Raw genomic sequence first — 17,443 nt, 5'->3', positions numbered from 1 at the left:
ACGTCAAGATTTTAATGAACGATTGAAAAAGCTTATAATAGTATTCTTTTTACTTTAAATTATGAAGCGGTAGAGGTGAAGCGGTACGACCTGCGACATCTAGGTTGTGGTATATGTACCGTTACTATAATTGATTGTTACGCCTTTTTGTTTATTGGCTATCCATACATTCAAGTTTACGGTTTTCCCATTGTCATTGATTGAATAGGCTCGAACATGCGACCCTCTAGGTAGCAATTCATCACCTTTATAAACAGGTGTAACTTCATAAAATACATTAGTTTCAGGTTTATCATATATTGCGTTTCTTACCTGTGTTTCAGGATATCCCATTCCACCACCATCAGATGCTCTATTTGAACCTACATTTTGCGCTCTAGTTCCTAAAGTTAGGTTGTGGGTTTCCATATCGCCACCTAATGACCAGGCAAGAGAATGTGATTTATTATAGATATACCCTCTATATCCCTCCAGTTGTAAGATTTGATTATTTGATTGTGTACCTTTCCAGGTTTGCTTTATAGGGTCATAGGTACCGTCTTTATATTCACCAGCTAAACGTACAGTTGAATCAAATTGAGGTCTCTCTTTAGCGCTAGATGAATTATTTAATACTGCTTGATGTGTAACTAAGGCTGTAACTTTTCCACCTCGTCCTAATTGGTCTAAATCAGAATATAACGCCCAAAATTCAGAATTACCCTTTTTATTAATGAGTTCCTGATCTGCTTTTGATAATGATGTTTTATTATCATTAATAAACGCGTAATTTTCGTCATTAGTTTCAGCATTAATCAGCGCTAAATCGTCATTACTATTCTTAATTTTTGGTGTCGATTTACTAAAGGTTTCATTTTTCAAATCTTCTAATGCTTTTTTTGACTGTGTCTTTAATTCTTTTGTTGCTTCATCTTTTATAGCTTCACCTATATCACAACCAGCTAAAATAATAGTGGTAAGTATTATAGATAATAGAATTTTGACCGTTTTCATTTAACTACTCCTTTTTATCTTCAAATTGAGACCTTAACCAAAAATGAGAGTCACCTCTACTTTGTCTTAATACAAAAAATGGTTTAGGCATCTTTTTGAATACGTTGTTTTCGATTCTGTATTTAATCGTCATTCTACCAGTATTCGTTAATTCGCTAACTTCTTTAATACCGATTAACTCAACATAATTATCACTTGATTCAATAAAATCTATATCATTATTTTCTAATTGATTTACTGCAAATACACCGTCATTTTTTGATATATATAAGCCTAGTTCTTCATTAATAGCCATTTCTAGTCCCCCTTTTGTGACATAGCTTGTTTTGTCATGTTCTAATATTTTCTTGATTTGATTAAATTCCATATTAATTCCCTCGCTTTATGTTATAATTAAATCACCTTTATGATGTGAATAGCGATCTGTTATTCCATCTAAGCAATCACATTTCGTGATTGCTTTTTTTATTTAATCATAACAGTAAAGCCCACTGTGTAACTTATATTATTAAGTCGCTTTCTTTAAAGTTTTCATTGTCTAATATTTCTTTTTCAGCTTCTTCTACACTGTATTTTTCTGTCTTTAAATAGCCTAGAATTTCACCATTTTCATATAAACTAATTTCTTCGTCACCCCAAAGGTTTACAATCTTTGAGAACATATACTTGTTACCACGTACTTCAAACAATGTATCTAACATCTTTATCACTCCTCCAGTTGTTGCTTTCTTGCTAAATTAAAAGCTTCTTGTATTTCTTCCAGGCTTTTATTTTCTAATGCTTTTTCTGAATAATGAATAGGATCAATTAATAGTATAGACTGGATCAACATATCTTTAATTTCTTGTTCTCTATCGACTTTGTATTTCATTTAACTATCCAACACTTCAAAATCTACTAAATCATCATAAGTTATATTTTCAAGATATGTTGCCAGTTCCTCAACAGAATTAAACGGTTTTGATTTAACAACATCATGTTTTACACTAAAAATATCTTTATGAATTACTAGATCACGTACATTTAAAATGACTGATGAAAATTGCGTATAACCGTTTTTTTCTTTTTTTGCTGATCCTAGTATTATCATTGATTTTTCATCAATTACTTTTGTTTTACCTATCCCTTTTTCGATCATAAATTTATCAATAACTTGTTGTAACTTTTCTAGTCCTTCTTCAGTATGGTAATGAATCATATGATCCCCTCCTTTTGAGGTGAATTGATAATCATTTCATATTTACTCAATAGCAAGTTTTGATCTGTTTCATTGTTTTGCTTTTCTAATATGCCTTTAAACATGTAATTTACATAAACACGTACTTTTAATGTTTTACCTGGTATATCTTGTAGTCTTAAATCATAATGTTGACCATTCTTTTCAAATTCAATAGATTTTATCATGATTAAAACCTCCTATATAGTTTGGCAAGCTTGGTAGGTATCATTCTATATGCTAAAAATGTTATAATAGGAGGTGGAATATTGAGAGTATTCCACCAGTTTTTTATATGCTAGGCGTACACTTCATCAAGAAGTGATACGTCTTTTTTAAATCTTCTTGCTACAGATTCTAAAGGGTCTTTATAATCATCAGACATTAAAACATCAATTAAGCCAATGTAGTAACCATCTTGATATACTGCTATTCCTTCATCACCCCAGCACGTCTTACCTAATCTAAATATAAATTCTGATCCATGCGCTTCAAACTTTACACTCTTAACTCTATCATTCATTTTAATCACTCCTATATTAGTTTTAAGGAGGTGGAATATTGAGAGTATTCCACCAGTTTTTTATATGCTAGACTTCAATAGCTTTATCTAAAAATACATGATCTGTTAATATTCTGTTTTTCAAATCTTCTAATGGTTTTTTATACTTACTTATATAAGCTTTTTTTATCATTCCAATATAAAGTCCTGCTTTCCAACAATGTACTTCTTTAGTCGTTTTACATTGAAATAAAACTACCTGATCATTCAGTATGTCCCTAAAATACATACTATCTACATTCCTAATATCCATTCTATTTTTCCCCCTTTCTTTCTGAAGGCTTTTGAAACCAAATAATCAAACTGTATATCATTGCCATAAAACCTAGTGCAACAATGCTTAATGCGATACCTACCATTGCTTACCTCCTTTCGTTAAATATAATATATCACGTTTTCGTAAACATGTAAAGTTTTTTAGTAATAAATTATAAAAAAAGAGGTAACCTATTGGCTACCTCTATCATTAACTATCGTGATATTTTAACTTCTTTCTCTATCTTTTTAATCAATTTAAACTCTTTAATAAACAATAGTAGTATTATAAATACTGAAAAGAACACCAATATTAACTCTAATATAATATTTGAAATTACATTCGAACTAATATCTATTTGATTACTTAAACTTGCAGTTAAATTCATTATTAAAGCTGTTAATATCAATTTCAATATAAAGTTTTTAAGATTAATTTCTGAAAAAAAATCTACTTTCATTTTTTGTTGTTGATTTTTTGAGTATCGATTCATAATAACACTCCTTCAATATAGATAAGTTTTTAAGGCGCTGTACTTTCTAATGTAAAACGTTGATAACCACTTACAAACCATTCACCTTTTTTACGTTCTAAATCTACTTTTGCTGAACCTTTACGGTCTATTTCTTCGCTATCATCTTCAACATCATTTTGTAATTCATTAAATTCTACAAACACACTGTATTTATCTTTTTCAGGTTTAAATTCATCAATATAAACGCGCAAGTCTTGTACTTCTGACTCAACATATAAATTATATCTTTGTGATGTTTTATCACTAAATAATTCTTTGTAATAACTTTCAGTTACTAATGGTTTAAGTTTATCTTTTTTATCTAAAAAACTTGTTTTCGGTTTTTGCTTTAATAATACTCTTACAAATTCATCTGTTTTCTTTCTGATTTCTTGTTCTTCTTTCGCTATAACCTCTTTACTCTGTCGATCAATCAACGATTCTTTATCTTCTAAATCTTTTTGCATAGTATCAATTTTATTATTCTTTGCTTGTAGATCTTCTTCATACTTATCTGCTGTTTTACCATATTTAATTGTTTGCTGGTACTGGCTATACATATTAATTGAAATATAGCCTAAAACAATTACTACAACGATTCCTAACAATATTTTTTTAGTCAATTTTTAGCACCCCTTTAATAAATAAAGCTATATCCATCAGTCATTTTTACAGTTCTTTCATCAATTTGATATGGTATACCTTTACCATTCATTTCAGTCACAACAAACTCTGTATCGCTTTTAACATCTATTACAACACCAACATGACCTGTTACATTTGAATGTCCACCAGCGCCCTGTTCTGCTATCCATAGCGCGCCTTTTTTAGGTTTGCTTCCAACTTTATAACCTTCTGCTTTTGCACGCTCATTCCATTTATGAGCATCATGCCATAGTGTAGAAACTGGTTTACCCATTTTCTGACGTATACCGTACGCGTACCACGTACATTGACCTACATCGTATAGATTCATTTTTCCAGGGTTGCTATTTGACCAACTCGGTATTTTACCTTTATAGTCTTTGCCTGAATCGTTAAATTCGCCACCTGATTTTTTACATTTCGCTTTTGATGATGATCCATCATTCAAGTTCTTAATTAATTTCTTAATAGTAGGCGCCCAATTTGAATTTAAATCAGTTGGATCATTTGTTGCACCTATTGGGGCATACTTTTTCTGTATTTTGTCTACTGTAGTCAAACCTTTAGAAAAGTATAAATCATTTAAGTTTTTAGCTGCTGCATCTATACCATCTTCAATAGTATCAAACTTAAATAAATCACCAGATCCCATCATACCAGCTACATTATTATGTGTTTTAACTGCTTCTGATTTTCCGTAACCTGTTTCATGGATAATAATTGCCATGAAGATTTGAGGATCTATCTTGTGTTTTTTAGCGCTTTTCACAATATAGTCCCCTTTACCTTCAAGACCTCCACCTTTAGCGTTTTCTTCAAAAAATGATTCGATTTTGTTTTTAGAAACATTTCCACCTATACAATATGATTCACTAGATCCTGATTCTTCTTCTTTCCTGGTTGATTCATATAAACCACCTATACCTAAAGATCCAAGTATACCAGCTATTAAAAGAAGAAAAACTAGGAAGGGTATTATGAGAAAACAACCTAAACCAGCAAATGCATACTTCTTGTTTTTAGATTTCATAAGCCCACTCCTAGCATCTTGTTATTTTTCTTCATTTTCATCATCTAAACGATCTTCATCACGATTGATTTTTTCAAAAGAATCATCTTCATTACGTTCAATTTCTTCAATAGTTTCTTCTTTGTCACCGTGACCGTAACCTTTATTTTCATAATCAGTGTCGGCTGTTTCACGTAACTTTCTATGAAATGCATCATCTTGAAAATGTTCATTATAATCAGCTTGTAAGTCTTTGAGTTTTCCTGCATCTAAACCTGTAGCGCCTGAAATCATTTCATTTTCTGCATGTTCTTTTAAGCTACCTTTTTGACCTGATAATTCATCATCTAGTGATTCACGATCCATAGAATCAATTTTATCTATTGATGCTAAATGTTCAGTAGAATCACCTTCATCATCTATATATTCATTAAGGCTTGGTAAATCATCAGTAGATTTATTATCTATACTGTTTCCTTCTGATTCAGAACCGTTTGTCCTAATTTCAGTAGGTATACGTTCATTAGATCCTTTTATACCTTCAATATCTTCAGTATCTTCTATATGATCTGATATACTTTCTAATTGATCATTATTAGTATCTTGTTCAACTTCATCATAATTATTATTTCCTGAATAACCTATATTACCTGTAGCTTTTAATGGTGTAGTGTCATATTCAGGGCTTGATTTTTCTTCACCCATATAATCATTTAATTGTGGCATTTCAGACTGTACTTCTTTTCTTTCTACTGGTTCATATTCGTCTTGTCCCATCATAGAGCCTAATTGTGAAGCTGAATATACAACACCACCACCTATAGCGCCAGTCACTGCATTAACGCCTGGTATGTTATTTGTAACTGCATTTGCACCAGCACCTAATGTTTGTGGTATATAATCATTTGAATTAATCAATTGCTTCAACATTCTACCCTCATTAGTAACTGTAAATACGGACATAATTTTATGTCTTAATAAGAACAACACTATGAATACTAAGAAAATCAGGAATAGTTGCAAACAATAACCTACAATGCCATCTATAACATTAATACTTGCTATTACACCGATTAAAATACCTAGAACCATTACTAAAATTCCTAAACCTAATTTATAAAGAAATGGTTCAAAAAGTTTTCCTAGATATTTATAAGCAACTGGGAATTGACCAGGTAGACAAGCCCATAGTAGCGCAAACGGGGCAATAAAAGCCCATATCACAATTAATAATTGAAATACAAGAAATGCACCAGCAATGACAAGTACAACCGTCCCTAAAACACTATTACCTATCACGGTTATAATTCCGTACAGTATTTGAGTGGATACACTGTCAGGGTGAACCATATCGTTACCTTTATTATATTCTTCCTTCAATAACTTTTTTCTTTCTTTTGCACTATCTGTCGTCATAAGGTTCTTAACACGTTCTTGTGATACGACTGAATCGTCATCAGTGCCAAACATCATATTGACATAAGGTGTATACACCATCGCTCTATGCAATACGTCCTCTGTAGAGTCCATATCTGCTTCACCTTCAACACCAGCACCAAACGAAACTAATTCGTCCATAACACCCGTTGTTATAGTATTAACACCTCTTAAATAACTGCCCATATTAGCAACTAAAAGCAATGCTATAGTTAATACTATAACCGTTTGTAATAGTCCTTTTAAAGCTTCTATAGGGGCATGTTTAAGGAATGCTAAGTACATACATACAACAACTACACACCCTAAAATTAAGGTTAAAAATTGACCAAACAGACCGTCACCCGTAAGACCACCGCTATCTATACCAGCAATTTGACCTATCTTATCTTCTACACCAGATATAATATAGTTAAATAAAGGGGCATCATTAGACCATGCAAACAAATTCAAAGTAAAATTAGTAGCAATTACATTCCATTGCATCAAGCCATTAGATGCTTTTGACATTACGAACAACCCTTGATTTTTAATTGCTCGGCTCGTATCGTCTTTAACGCCGTCCAATGAATTAGGCACTACATTTACAATACTACCTATACCACTGGCAAATTTTTCTTTAAAACCTTTGTCTTTTTCTTTTTTCTCTTTTTCTGCATCTTGCATTTTCTTAATATCATCATATGTTAACGTTTCAATTGAATATTTAGGATTATCATTTTTGTACTTACCCATTTTTTTAGACTCAATCTTTAACCCTTGATCTTGACCAGCTTCAGCATCTTGACCATTCGTTACTACTGCATCATCAGGTTCATCAGCGTTAGCTATTTCATTCAAAGGTAATGATAAATTTAATATGAGAAGTAACAAAAATACCTTAAAAATCTTATTCATTTTCTCACTCCTCAAATAGATCAGAGTAATTACCTTTTAATTCATATACATTCTTTTTATCTTTAAAGTTTTTCATAACTGATTCAGACTCTTTCCAATCATAGTAACTAGATACTTTATATTCACCTTCATCTTTTTCTATAGAAAATTGAATCAAATATAAATCAGTATCAGCTATTTTTGTAAACGCTGATTTATCAGTTACTTCTACATAATCACCATTATAAGTAGCGATATAAGAAGCTTTGTTTTTATCATATTGCGCTAATATTGTTTGATATTCACCAGTTGGATCAACTGGGTTTAAATTATCTTCTTCTATTACCTGTCTATTACAACTTTGCATATTGTATTCACTATCACAGATATCCTCAATTGCTTCATCATTAAAATCATCAATTAGCGATTTTGTATCGTCCTTTAGATTTGATGATAAAACTCTTTGCGCTACTTCATCAGCTTCTTTATTTTTTGTAGTTTCAAGTAGCTTATTTTCTTCTTTTTTAGAACCTTCGTTTTTCTTTGTATTATCAGCACATGCTGATAATACAATTACCAGCATTGCCAATAAGACAAAACTCAATTTTTTCATTAGTTAGCACCTGCTTTACTTAATTTACGTTCAAATTCTCGTTCTTCTTCTGATGATGTATCTGTTTGGAACGCATCAAATACGTCTTTAAATAATAAGTCGACTTTTAAAGTATCTGTTCTTCCGTTTATATCCTGGAATAAGCACGTACCCTGTCCTAAATTCATTATTTTCGTTATATTCGTAGGTGTTGGTTCTAAATTAAGTGTTTTAAGCATTGTTTCAGCTTCTTCATCTGTTTTTTGTCTAAAACTAAATTTCATTGACATGTTAGGTGCATCTCGTCCATGATCGGTAGCATTTTGTGACCCTTTGAGTAGTGTCATATTGAAGTAACGACCCTGACGCACAATATCATCTAGCATAGCCGAACCACTTGAATTGGCTTCAAGTGCTGATGTCTCGTCAAACAGTGCGATTTTATGTCTCTTAACGCTTTCACCTTTATATTCTGTAATCATGAATTTTCTTAAGAAACCACCTAATGACAACATAATTGCAGTTGCGATATGTTCATCTTGTGTATAATCTTTAGGTGCTTTATCACTTTTAGGTAAAGTCATTTCTTCAAGCATTAATACTTGGATAGGTCTATCAAAGCTTAATGATTGTGTTTCTTGACCTGGTTGTGCAATTAAAAGTGACGTGAAATCTTTACGTTGTATTTGCTCAAACGCTTCAGTTAATTCAGTTAAAGCGTTATGTTTTTCAGGTATCATATAACCTTCTTGTTCATTTGCCTTATCATTCATACTTCTTAAATATTCATAGGCATGAGCCATACATCTATCTTTTTGTTCTGAAGCATGAATAATCGCTTCTGAAAGTAAATTTGCTTTATGTTTCCCGTATTCTGCCTTTAACAGATAATTAAATATATTAGATGCTGATTCTATAGCTTCATTTACATTTTCATTTACTTTAAATGGATCTAATGAACCTACATCATCTTTAGACTTCCCGACTGTCCATACTCTAATATATTCTTTAGGTATCATTGGCAAACCGTTTTCCCATTTCTTTCTATCACCTTTAGGGTCTAGGATAAATACATAAGATCCTGTTAATGCACCCCACCATGATATAAAGTTCATTAAAACAGATTTACCAAAACCTGTTTGACCAGCTATCATTGTTCCTAAACCAATACTTTTACTAACTTGATTGTCATAACCCTTCGCCGACACTTCAGGTAAGATATATACAGGTTTTCCGTCTGTTGTCGTACCGATTGGAAAGCCTTTATCGTCACCTAATGAATTTGTAGCCCCAAACATTGCTGAAGCAAAGAAACCAGGTTCAGCTTCATGTTTATAATCTGTAAGATATTGTTGTCCTCCTGGTAACTGTTCCATAAATAATTTAGGCTGTTCTCCCAAAGGTGCGACACTTTCAATTTGAAACTTCCTTAATTGTTCTTGTAATTCTTCTTGTCTATTATCTAATGTTTCAATATCAGTTGCTGTTATTTTATAAACAACACTAAATTGATAAGATGGTAAGTTGTGCGATTCCATCATTTCTTTAACTGTTTGTAGCTTCCCTTGATTCGTTGTTACTCGTCTATCAATAATATGTCCTGATTTAAAAGCTTCTTCTTTTTGATTCCCTATTTCAAGTTCTACGTTTGATAATTCTTTCACGGTTTTATTACTAGATTTAAAGTGTGTTCTCATACTGATAGTTACAGGGAATGAAACACGTTTTTGTATTCTATAAAACCATTCTCGACTTGGGAATTTAGTTTTATCCTCAAATTTAGTTGCTACAATACAGCGTACGTACATTGTTTCATTTTTTCCGTTGATTTGTTTTTTAATTAATAAAGTATTTTCGTCATATTCTCTAATGAGACCACTTTGTAATGACATATATTTTTCTTTATCTAGCTTTAAGGCTTTTAATTTTGTACCTTCATGGTCGATCTGCGTTTCCTCTGCATAAGGTAGATCATCTCTGAATAATACTTCTCGTGCTGTTGGTGTAGCTGAATAGTTTGACTCTACAATGTAAGCTACTTCATAATCTTTTAAAGATGATACAGGTCTATTATTATTCTCTTTTGAGTTTGCTGTTTTACCTGCTGAAAATACTCTTGATAAATTATATTCTATGTTTTTAGATTGCTTCTTATATCCTTGTATCAATTCATCTAATATTGTTTGCCCTGAATGATCTAAAGCATAATCAACACCTGAATTTAAACCTTTTATAAATGATCTAAAATTAGTGATTAGTTGATTCCCTCTATTACCCTTTTTAAATTTGTTCATCTTCGGGTTAAGTTGGACACCTAATACATATTGATAGGTTCTACTTTCTTTAGTTTGGCTATTTCTTTCAAATACTTTTTTACATGCATTTAGCATTTTCACACCGTTTTCAAATAATTCATATTTTTGACGAGCCTTTTTAAATGCTAACCTTTCAATCTGTTCATTGATGATGCTTGTAGCATTTGATTGATTTGGAATAGCCAACCATTGTAAGTCCAATACATTTTTTTCTAAAAAGTCCATTTGATTATAAAAAGCATTCATTTTTGTATTGTCGCCTTCTAAATCATACGAAAAACCAGCGATTCTATAAAAAGCCCATACCTCGCCTGTATAAGTAAATAACAAGTTTGAATCAACATGTTTAAATGGAAATTTTGTAAGTTCAGAAGTTACTTGCTTCATATAACAATCACCCAATCTTTAGCTTTTTTTCTTCATCTTATTCATTTGAATAATTTGTCCTTTTTGATATGCTTCATGTTTTCTTTGTCGTCTTAGATAGTTTATATACGATCTAAAATAATGATAAAACATACGGTCTTCTTCCCTAAATTCAGCTAATAGATACGCAACTAGGGCTGGTATTAAACCAAAATAAATCATGTCTGGTATCCAAAGTACCGTGATATTTAAATAAGGTATAAATCGAAAGAATAGTAATGCAAAAAATACTGCTAGAAATATGATAAACACTTTTGCATTTATCGGTTGTGGTAGAGAAACGTTTCCAAACCGATAAATTTTTCTTGTGTATTTTTTAAAATTACTTAAATAATAACTTTCAAAGAAATTTGATGTTTCTTTGTTTTCTGCCATATTTGTCACCTTCTAAATATTGGTTTAAATACCTAATCTACTTCTAAATGCTTGTGCAATATCACTGATAATAGCAGGATTGAATACGAAAATAGCTAAAACAATACCCACTACAATAAATGTTACACCTAATGCAATAGAACGTTTCCAAGCTGCGAATAGTAATGCACATACAAATATAATTAAAAAAGCTGTTTCTGCTTGATCAAAAAACCATGTTTTAAATCCGTCTAATGTTGGCATATTAAACCACTCCTAAATTTTTTATTGTTCTTCAAATTTTGATACGATAAATCTATTGTCTTTCGCTTTTAAATTAATGTGATAAGTTGATACATAAGTTACACCGATTTCATCTTTAAATTCTACGTTAGTTTTAACTACTGTTTCCTTACCATCTTTAGATTTAAATGTCTCTAGATCAGAAATTCTTGAAAACTTAAGATTACCGTTTAACGTTGTAACATCTACATCGTTATCTAACATATACTCAATCTTATCTGTTGATTCACTCGCGTATACTTCAAAGAATGTGTTTAAAAAGTCTTTCACTTTCTCTTTATTATCATTTGTTGATTGTAATTTATTGTTGCCTGAATAACTTACAGTTTCATCTTCATCTACATTTGTAAACTTAGGTAACTCATATACTGCATACTTGCCGTTTTTGTAAAGGGTTGGAATTGTAATAAATCTTGTAACTTCTTTTTTCTTAGGTTCTCTAACTTCTTCTTTAACAGTTTTTGTTTTTTTACCATCTTTCACTTTTTTATCAACTGTTTTAGTGACATATTCTGTTTGTTCAACTTTAGCCTTATATGTCAACAAACCTTTGTTTTTACCTGATTCTTCAACTTTTTTTAGATCCACACTTTTAACTGCTGATTCTAATTCTTTACCTTCATCAACACTTACACCTGTTGTATCATTCAATTCTTTAATCAAGTATGGTTTTAAAGCTTCAGATCTATCACTGCTATCATCTTTAGATGAAAAAGTTAGATACTTAGAAACAAACTCTTTTCCAAATTCAACTGCTGGTTGCATTGTAGCTTGATTAGGTGGAGGTAATTCAACTTTTTGTTCGCTGTCGCCCTCACCTCCTTCACGGATACTAGAAATAACAATAAATAATAGTAGTAACAGAAATACTTGAAAGCCCCAAAACGCAATTTTCCCTATCCTATAGTAACGATATTGTGGGGGCATGTTGCGAGATTTCGCTTTCTTTTCTTCGTCCTTTTGTTTTTTATCAACTGCACCTTTATTCCAATAATACTTAATAGCTTTAAAACTATTTTTTAGTATTTTCATAAAGAAAACGTCACCCTTTCTTACTTAATATCAGATAACTGATATAGATTGTTTTTACAAAAATAAACCTTTTAAGTTCTGATATAATTCAATAGCGCCTTCTTTAAAATACTCAATTGCTGTAAATATAATCTGTGTATCTAAACCCAAAAACTTAAATAAGGCTATTACAAAAATCACTGAAAATATTCCACTAAATATACGCCCCAATATTATCAAGTCCTTTCGATTTACAAGTGTTCATCTATACTAAATCTTGTACTTGTATCATCTTCATTCATAGCAAAATAAATATCAGCATAAGCATCATTTTCAATATATTCTAGGTTTGAAAGTAAAGTCGGGAATTCAATACCAGGTCGATCATTCGTTTTCTGATTATCTTTAGGTTTTTCTCTTAACAATAAATTCTTTGTATAAATTTCTAAATCTGAATCAGCGCCTACAAATAATACAATCCAATCTCTAACTTCTGTATACATTGATAATTTATCTTGATATCTATCTTGAATTGCCTGATCGTTAAAAAATTCACTATACCTTTTCATTTTGCCTTTTAAGATAGATCGTTTAGTTTTTGTGTTTTCCATTTCTAATAAAACGCCTATATTTTCATCTTCACTATCTTCAAAACCGATTACGAACATGCCATCAGGTCTTATCACTTCGGCTTTACTTGTACCATATTGAAAGAAGGCTGATTTTTCATTTTCAAATTCTTTAACTTTCATTTTGTCGCTTAACTTGTCGCCTGCATCTTTAAAAGCTAATACAGTACGCGCTACATTTATAGTATGTAGATAGTTAATAGGTAGTTTTCTCATTGTTGTAAAGTTTGAATACCCCTGTAGTTCTTCTACCATTTTTGAGCCTTTAGCTGTCAAAGTGTATATTTTTTTAGGTCTATGATTTTTAGCAAACAAACCATTATAACTTTCCAAATATCCACCATCTATAAGACTATTCAGCTTTCTACCTACATTATTATATGAACTATAAAAATATTTTTCTGCCATGTCTAAATCTATAAACGTATAATCATGAACGTTTAATAGAACGTTCACATCTTCATCATTTAATGTTATATGTGCCATTCGAACAACCCCTGTCATTTTTTTATAGACATTCCAGGAGCCACAACCAAACAAAATATATTAACGTATATCTTTGATTTTTCGTCGTCGAGATTTTTTATTCGTAGAGTTCTCTATAACTTCATCATTTGATCGTTCTGATTCATTTTCTTTAATTGAATCACTTATATCTTGTTCAGGTTCGTCTATTTCATTCGATTCATTTAATGGTTCTTCTAGTTCTTGTGACTTTTCTTGCGCTTGAACTGTTTGTTCATCTAAATCAATGAAATCTGATAAATTAAACAACCCCTGTTCGTTGACCCTAACTTTTCTAACTTTATTACTTTCTTGCTGTCTGTCATGTTCTACTTGCTGATCAACTTCTAAATTTGAATTAATAAGTTCTAACGGTAACTGTTCAGTTTCTTCAATAGCGTTATCTTCAACAACTTCAATTTCTTCATCACTTTTGATCACTTCAGTTATTTCTGATTTTTCTTGTTCTTTCGCTTGTTCAAAGCGTTTGAATATAGGAATTTGACCCTCTAAAATTTCACCTTTTCTAATCATTTCTAATTCGTCTAATTCTTGTTGTAAGGCTTCTTTTTTATCATCATTTAACTTCACAATATCTAAAACACCTAAATGCGACCATTCTTTATTTGGTTGCATACGTTTTGTTGTTTCAAAATCAATTTCAAATTTATGTTTTATACCTGGTTTAAACTTTCTTCTTGTATTTGCTATCAATTTACAAGTATTCAATGCTTCAGTTTCTTCAGATGATTTATATTCAACTGCTAAACCGTTCATACCAAATTTAATAGGTGGATCTATCTGAACTTTTAACGTATATCTTTTAGATCCTGATTCACCTGGAATTTTATCTTTTAAAGCAATATAACCTTCACGTTTATCAGAATTGAGTCTTGTTAAATCTTTAGGTGTGATTTGTACTGATTCATCACTAATAAATTCAGATACTTCTTTTGCTTCTTTGCCACCCTGCAAACAACTTATAAAATTATCTTGAACTTCTTTTAAACTATTTTTCAATTCAGTATCAAGTTGTCCAAACATCTGCGCACCTACAAGAGAAGCTAAATTAAATTTTCTTGTTTCAGCTACAATTTTGCTTAAATAAGGCATATGTCCTAATACTTTTGTTTCATCAAAACCTAAAATGTGTAAACGTGTATCACTTCGGCGACCTATAGAAGCTTTATAAAATCTATATGACATATAGCCACTTATAATACGCATTTCAGAATTTGATAACCCTGTCATATCAATCAAATTAATATGTCCATCATCAAGTATCTTTCTAAAATTAAATTCAGTATGATCTTGTCCAAACATTCTTGATAACACCGTTGATTTACTAAAGACTTCTAATCTGTTCATCAAAGCTATTTCAGAAGTTTTTAAATTTTCTTCGGCTTCAGTCTCCCAATAATCGATCAGTGCGTAATTAGAGGGATCCTTTTCTATTCTTTTTATAACTTGTGTTCTGTAGTTCACATTTTTTACTAATAGCTTTACATCTAAAATATTATGATCTTCTTCATCTGCTAGTAATGTTTCAATACATTTTTCTAACAACCTTTTTGCTACTGGCGCTTCATTGGGCATTGCTGTTTCAATGATGTCTGAAACTGATTCAGCTATTGAACTTAAAGACGTATCCCCATTTAGATCAATACCTTTATCCAACAAATTCATAGCCAACGGATAATCAGTATCTGCTAAACTTAGATAATTAACTTTGTTCCAATCAATTTCACCACCAGCATTATAGTATTTAAGTAAACGGTTATATAAAGTAAGAACCGTGTCTTGTCCTGGATCAAAAAATGTTAAGCCTGAAGCTTTATGTCTTTTATCTTCATCAAAATGTTCTTTTAACAAACCATCTAAAATAGATACAATAAACGAAGATTTACCAGATCCAGTTTTACCAGTAATCGCTGCATGGTCTTTTAAAGAGTCTAAAGCCACTTTAATATCCCTTTCACTACCGTCTGCTAATTTAACAAAACCAACTTTCACACCATTTTCATTATTAAAAACACCTGTTTCTAGTAAATCAATGGTCTTATCATGCATATCTGTTTGTTTTCTTAACTTTTCTATTAATTCATTTTTTTCTTCAGCGTAGTTAGGAACATGTACAACATTAGATAATTCAGAACCTGTCACAAACAACAGACCTGCATCTCTCATTTCAATCGTTGGTCTCAATATAGGATACTTAGAAATGCCATTTTTATATTTCTTATAAAATAATGTTGCCCCAGCTTCCATTGAAGTAGAAATTGCTTCACCAACTGATTTTAAACTTTGTACACCATTTTCAGATTTAGTTGCCATACTGATCAATGTTTTAAAACCAACTTCAGAACCTTTCATTCTAGCTTGAAGATTTTTTAAATCTTCTTTTTGCTTTCCTGTTCGTTCCTTCGTTTGTGTTTCTTTTATAACACCTTCTGAATCTTTAATTTTTTTCAAAGCCTTTTTCTTTAAACTTTGCTTAAAATCTATTTTCAAAAAAGCATCTGCAGGCAAAAGATTAATAATGTTAGGTAAGTAATCATTATGAAATCTTTTATAACTCAACATTCTCTTTTTTGATTTTCTTGTTGAGTTCATACGCCCACCAACATACCTCTTATCTTTATAAGGAAAAGGTAAATCATCTTTTTCAACTTTTTCTAATTTAGAATTTAAGTAAGCAACTTTTAAAGCACTTTTCATTTGAATAAACAAAGATTTATCAAAGGCGAAATAATAATAAATATTTCCATCATTATCAGTTCTAACCATAAATGATTTCCAATCTTTCCCCAGCAACCATCTTTCAATTCTTTTCAATCTGATTTTATTCATTTGAGACATCATAAAATGTATATCATCTGATTTAAAATCATCAGATAAATGTGGCATAAATCGACACCATATTATTCTTTTCTTTTTCATATAATGTCTAAATAAACAAAACAGAATAAATAGAATTGAAACATAAAATATATAGTTTAATAGGTTAGATATATATATGAAATCAATAAATGATTTGAAGGTGATAAGTATTTCCTTTCGAAAGAAATATATTGTACCAATAATAGAAACAAGTAAAAGTAATACCCAGTTGTCCTTGATAAATAAATATACTGGATCTTGTTTCTTGGTTGCCATAAGATGCACCTCCATATATTAAGTTGTAAAAGAACAGGTCGCCGCCCCGTCTGGAGAGACATTTTAAAAACTCGTCCAAATAGATATATCATAAAAATAAATAAGGTGGTTATTTATGATATATATTTGGTGAGTCCCAATGTTATTAGGAACTATGATGTAATTATACCATAAAATGTAGTATAATTCAATATATTATTATGTTTTAACTATATTACGAATTACATTTAAGGTTACAAATAAGGTACAAAAAAGGTTACACTCTTATTACAATATATATGTACTATATATGTACTATATTTGTTTATAAATATGTATAGATATATCAATATATATATACACAATATATATTCTGTATATAGTTTATATATATTAACTTCACATTAACTATAAAATCATTTAGAATAAAAAGTGGAATAGACATTCCAGGGGCTTATGATCAAGTAGAGGGTCATAAGCTTTCTTTCTATATATACAAACTATATTAATCTATCTATATTCCTATCTATACTTCTATATATACAAACTATATTAATCTATCTATATTCCTATCTATACTTCTATATATACAAACTATATTAATCTATCTATATTCCTATCTATACTTCTATATATACAAACTATATTAATCTATCTATATTCCTA

The 17,443-nt window shown here is 30.6% G+C and carries 19 protein-coding genes; all 19 read right to left on the bottom strand.

Annotation, left to right across the window (positions count from 1 at the left end; translation table 11 throughout):
• Positions 1-99 precede the first annotated feature (99 nt).
• On the bottom strand, positions 100-993 hold the full coding sequence (locus LQ679_RS14470; RefSeq protein WP_239763522.1) for a DNA/RNA non-specific endonuclease: 894 nt from the start codon (positions 991-993) through the stop codon (positions 100-102).
• Between the two features lie 4 nt (positions 994-997).
• The gene (locus tag LQ679_RS14465; RefSeq protein ID WP_239763519.1) at positions 998-1,360 is read right to left on the bottom strand and encodes a hypothetical protein; all 363 of its coding nucleotides are present in this window, start codon (positions 1,358-1,360) and stop codon (positions 998-1,000) included.
• 133 nt (positions 1,361-1,493) lie between these two features.
• The gene (locus tag LQ679_RS14460) at positions 1,494-1,694 is read right to left on the bottom strand and encodes a hypothetical protein (RefSeq protein ID WP_239763516.1); all 201 of its coding nucleotides are present in this window, start codon (positions 1,692-1,694) and stop codon (positions 1,494-1,496) included.
• Positions 1,695-1,699: 5 nt separating this feature from the next.
• Complete coding sequence (locus tag LQ679_RS14455) at positions 1,700-1,864, bottom strand: hypothetical protein (protein ID WP_198054584.1); 165 nt, start codon at positions 1,862-1,864, stop codon at positions 1,700-1,702.
• Complete coding sequence (locus tag LQ679_RS14450) at positions 1,865-2,191, bottom strand: hypothetical protein (RefSeq protein ID WP_198054583.1); 327 nt, start codon at positions 2,189-2,191, stop codon at positions 1,865-1,867.
• A complete protein-coding gene (locus LQ679_RS14445) occupies positions 2,188-2,397 on the bottom strand; it encodes a hypothetical protein (protein ID WP_198054582.1) in 210 nt (69 codons plus the stop codon). Before LQ679_RS14445 ends, LQ679_RS14450 begins: the two co-directional genes overlap by 4 nt.
• A 110-nt stretch (positions 2,398-2,507) precedes the next feature.
• Complete coding sequence (locus LQ679_RS14440) at positions 2,508-2,732, bottom strand: hypothetical protein (RefSeq protein ID WP_198054581.1); 225 nt, start codon at positions 2,730-2,732, stop codon at positions 2,508-2,510.
• 67 nt (positions 2,733-2,799) lie between these two features.
• Positions 2,800-3,024, bottom strand: coding sequence for a hypothetical protein (locus LQ679_RS14435; RefSeq protein ID WP_198054580.1), 225 nt, complete (start codon positions 3,022-3,024; stop codon positions 2,800-2,802).
• 217 nt (positions 3,025-3,241) lie between these two features.
• Positions 3,242-3,520: a hypothetical protein gene (locus LQ679_RS14430; RefSeq protein ID WP_239763513.1), complete on the bottom strand. Its 279-nt coding sequence runs from the start codon at positions 3,518-3,520 to the stop codon at positions 3,242-3,244.
• Positions 3,521-3,549: 29 nt separating this feature from the next.
• Positions 3,550-4,164, bottom strand: a complete 615-nt coding sequence (locus LQ679_RS14425) for a hypothetical protein (RefSeq protein ID WP_239763494.1) — start codon at positions 4,162-4,164, stop codon at positions 3,550-3,552.
• Between the two features lie 14 nt (positions 4,165-4,178).
• The gene (locus LQ679_RS14420; RefSeq protein ID WP_239763491.1) at positions 4,179-5,216 is read right to left on the bottom strand and encodes a CHAP domain-containing protein; all 1,038 of its coding nucleotides are present in this window, start codon (positions 5,214-5,216) and stop codon (positions 4,179-4,181) included.
• Between the two features lie 21 nt (positions 5,217-5,237).
• Complete coding sequence (locus tag LQ679_RS14415; protein ID WP_239763488.1) at positions 5,238-7,529, bottom strand: CD3337/EF1877 family mobilome membrane protein; 2,292 nt, start codon at positions 7,527-7,529, stop codon at positions 5,238-5,240.
• Positions 7,530-7,533: 4 nt separating this feature from the next.
• Positions 7,534-8,091, bottom strand: coding sequence for a hypothetical protein (locus tag LQ679_RS14410; protein WP_239763485.1), 558 nt, complete (start codon positions 8,089-8,091; stop codon positions 7,534-7,536).
• A gap of 29 nt (positions 8,092-8,120) precedes the next feature.
• Positions 8,121-10,802 (bottom strand): ATP-binding protein, encoded by a 2,682-nt coding sequence (locus LQ679_RS14405; protein WP_204190919.1) that lies wholly within the window; start codon positions 10,800-10,802, stop codon positions 8,121-8,123.
• A gap of 18 nt (positions 10,803-10,820) precedes the next feature.
• Positions 10,821-11,216 carry a TcpE family conjugal transfer membrane protein gene (locus LQ679_RS14400; RefSeq protein ID WP_198054574.1) on the bottom strand — a complete coding sequence of 132 codons (396 nt, stop codon included), beginning with the start codon at positions 11,214-11,216 and terminating at the stop codon, positions 10,821-10,823.
• A gap of 24 nt (positions 11,217-11,240) precedes the next feature.
• Positions 11,241-11,459: a hypothetical protein gene (locus LQ679_RS14395; RefSeq protein WP_198054573.1), complete on the bottom strand. Its 219-nt coding sequence runs from the start codon at positions 11,457-11,459 to the stop codon at positions 11,241-11,243.
• Positions 11,460-11,480: 21 nt separating this feature from the next.
• Entirely contained in the window at positions 11,481-12,530 is a 1,050-nt protein-coding gene (locus LQ679_RS14390) for a conjugal transfer protein (RefSeq protein ID WP_198054572.1), read from the bottom strand.
• 230 nt (positions 12,531-12,760) lie between these two features.
• Positions 12,761-13,624: a replication-relaxation family protein gene (locus tag LQ679_RS14385; protein ID WP_239763483.1), complete on the bottom strand. Its 864-nt coding sequence runs from the start codon at positions 13,622-13,624 to the stop codon at positions 12,761-12,763.
• Positions 13,625-13,684: 60 nt separating this feature from the next.
• A complete protein-coding gene (locus LQ679_RS14380; protein WP_239763482.1) occupies positions 13,685-16,798 on the bottom strand; it encodes a helicase HerA domain-containing protein in 3,114 nt (1,037 codons plus the stop codon).
• Between the last annotated feature and the right edge of the window lie 645 nt (positions 16,799-17,443).

It is taken from the genome of Mammaliicoccus sp. I-M35, from assembly GCF_022386455.1.
GTDB classification, from domain to species: domain Bacteria; phylum Bacillota; class Bacilli; order Staphylococcales; family Staphylococcaceae; genus Mammaliicoccus; species Mammaliicoccus sciuri_A.
Note: the sequence above shows the minus strand (reverse complement) of the source record. Positions and strands in the feature narration are given on the sequence as shown.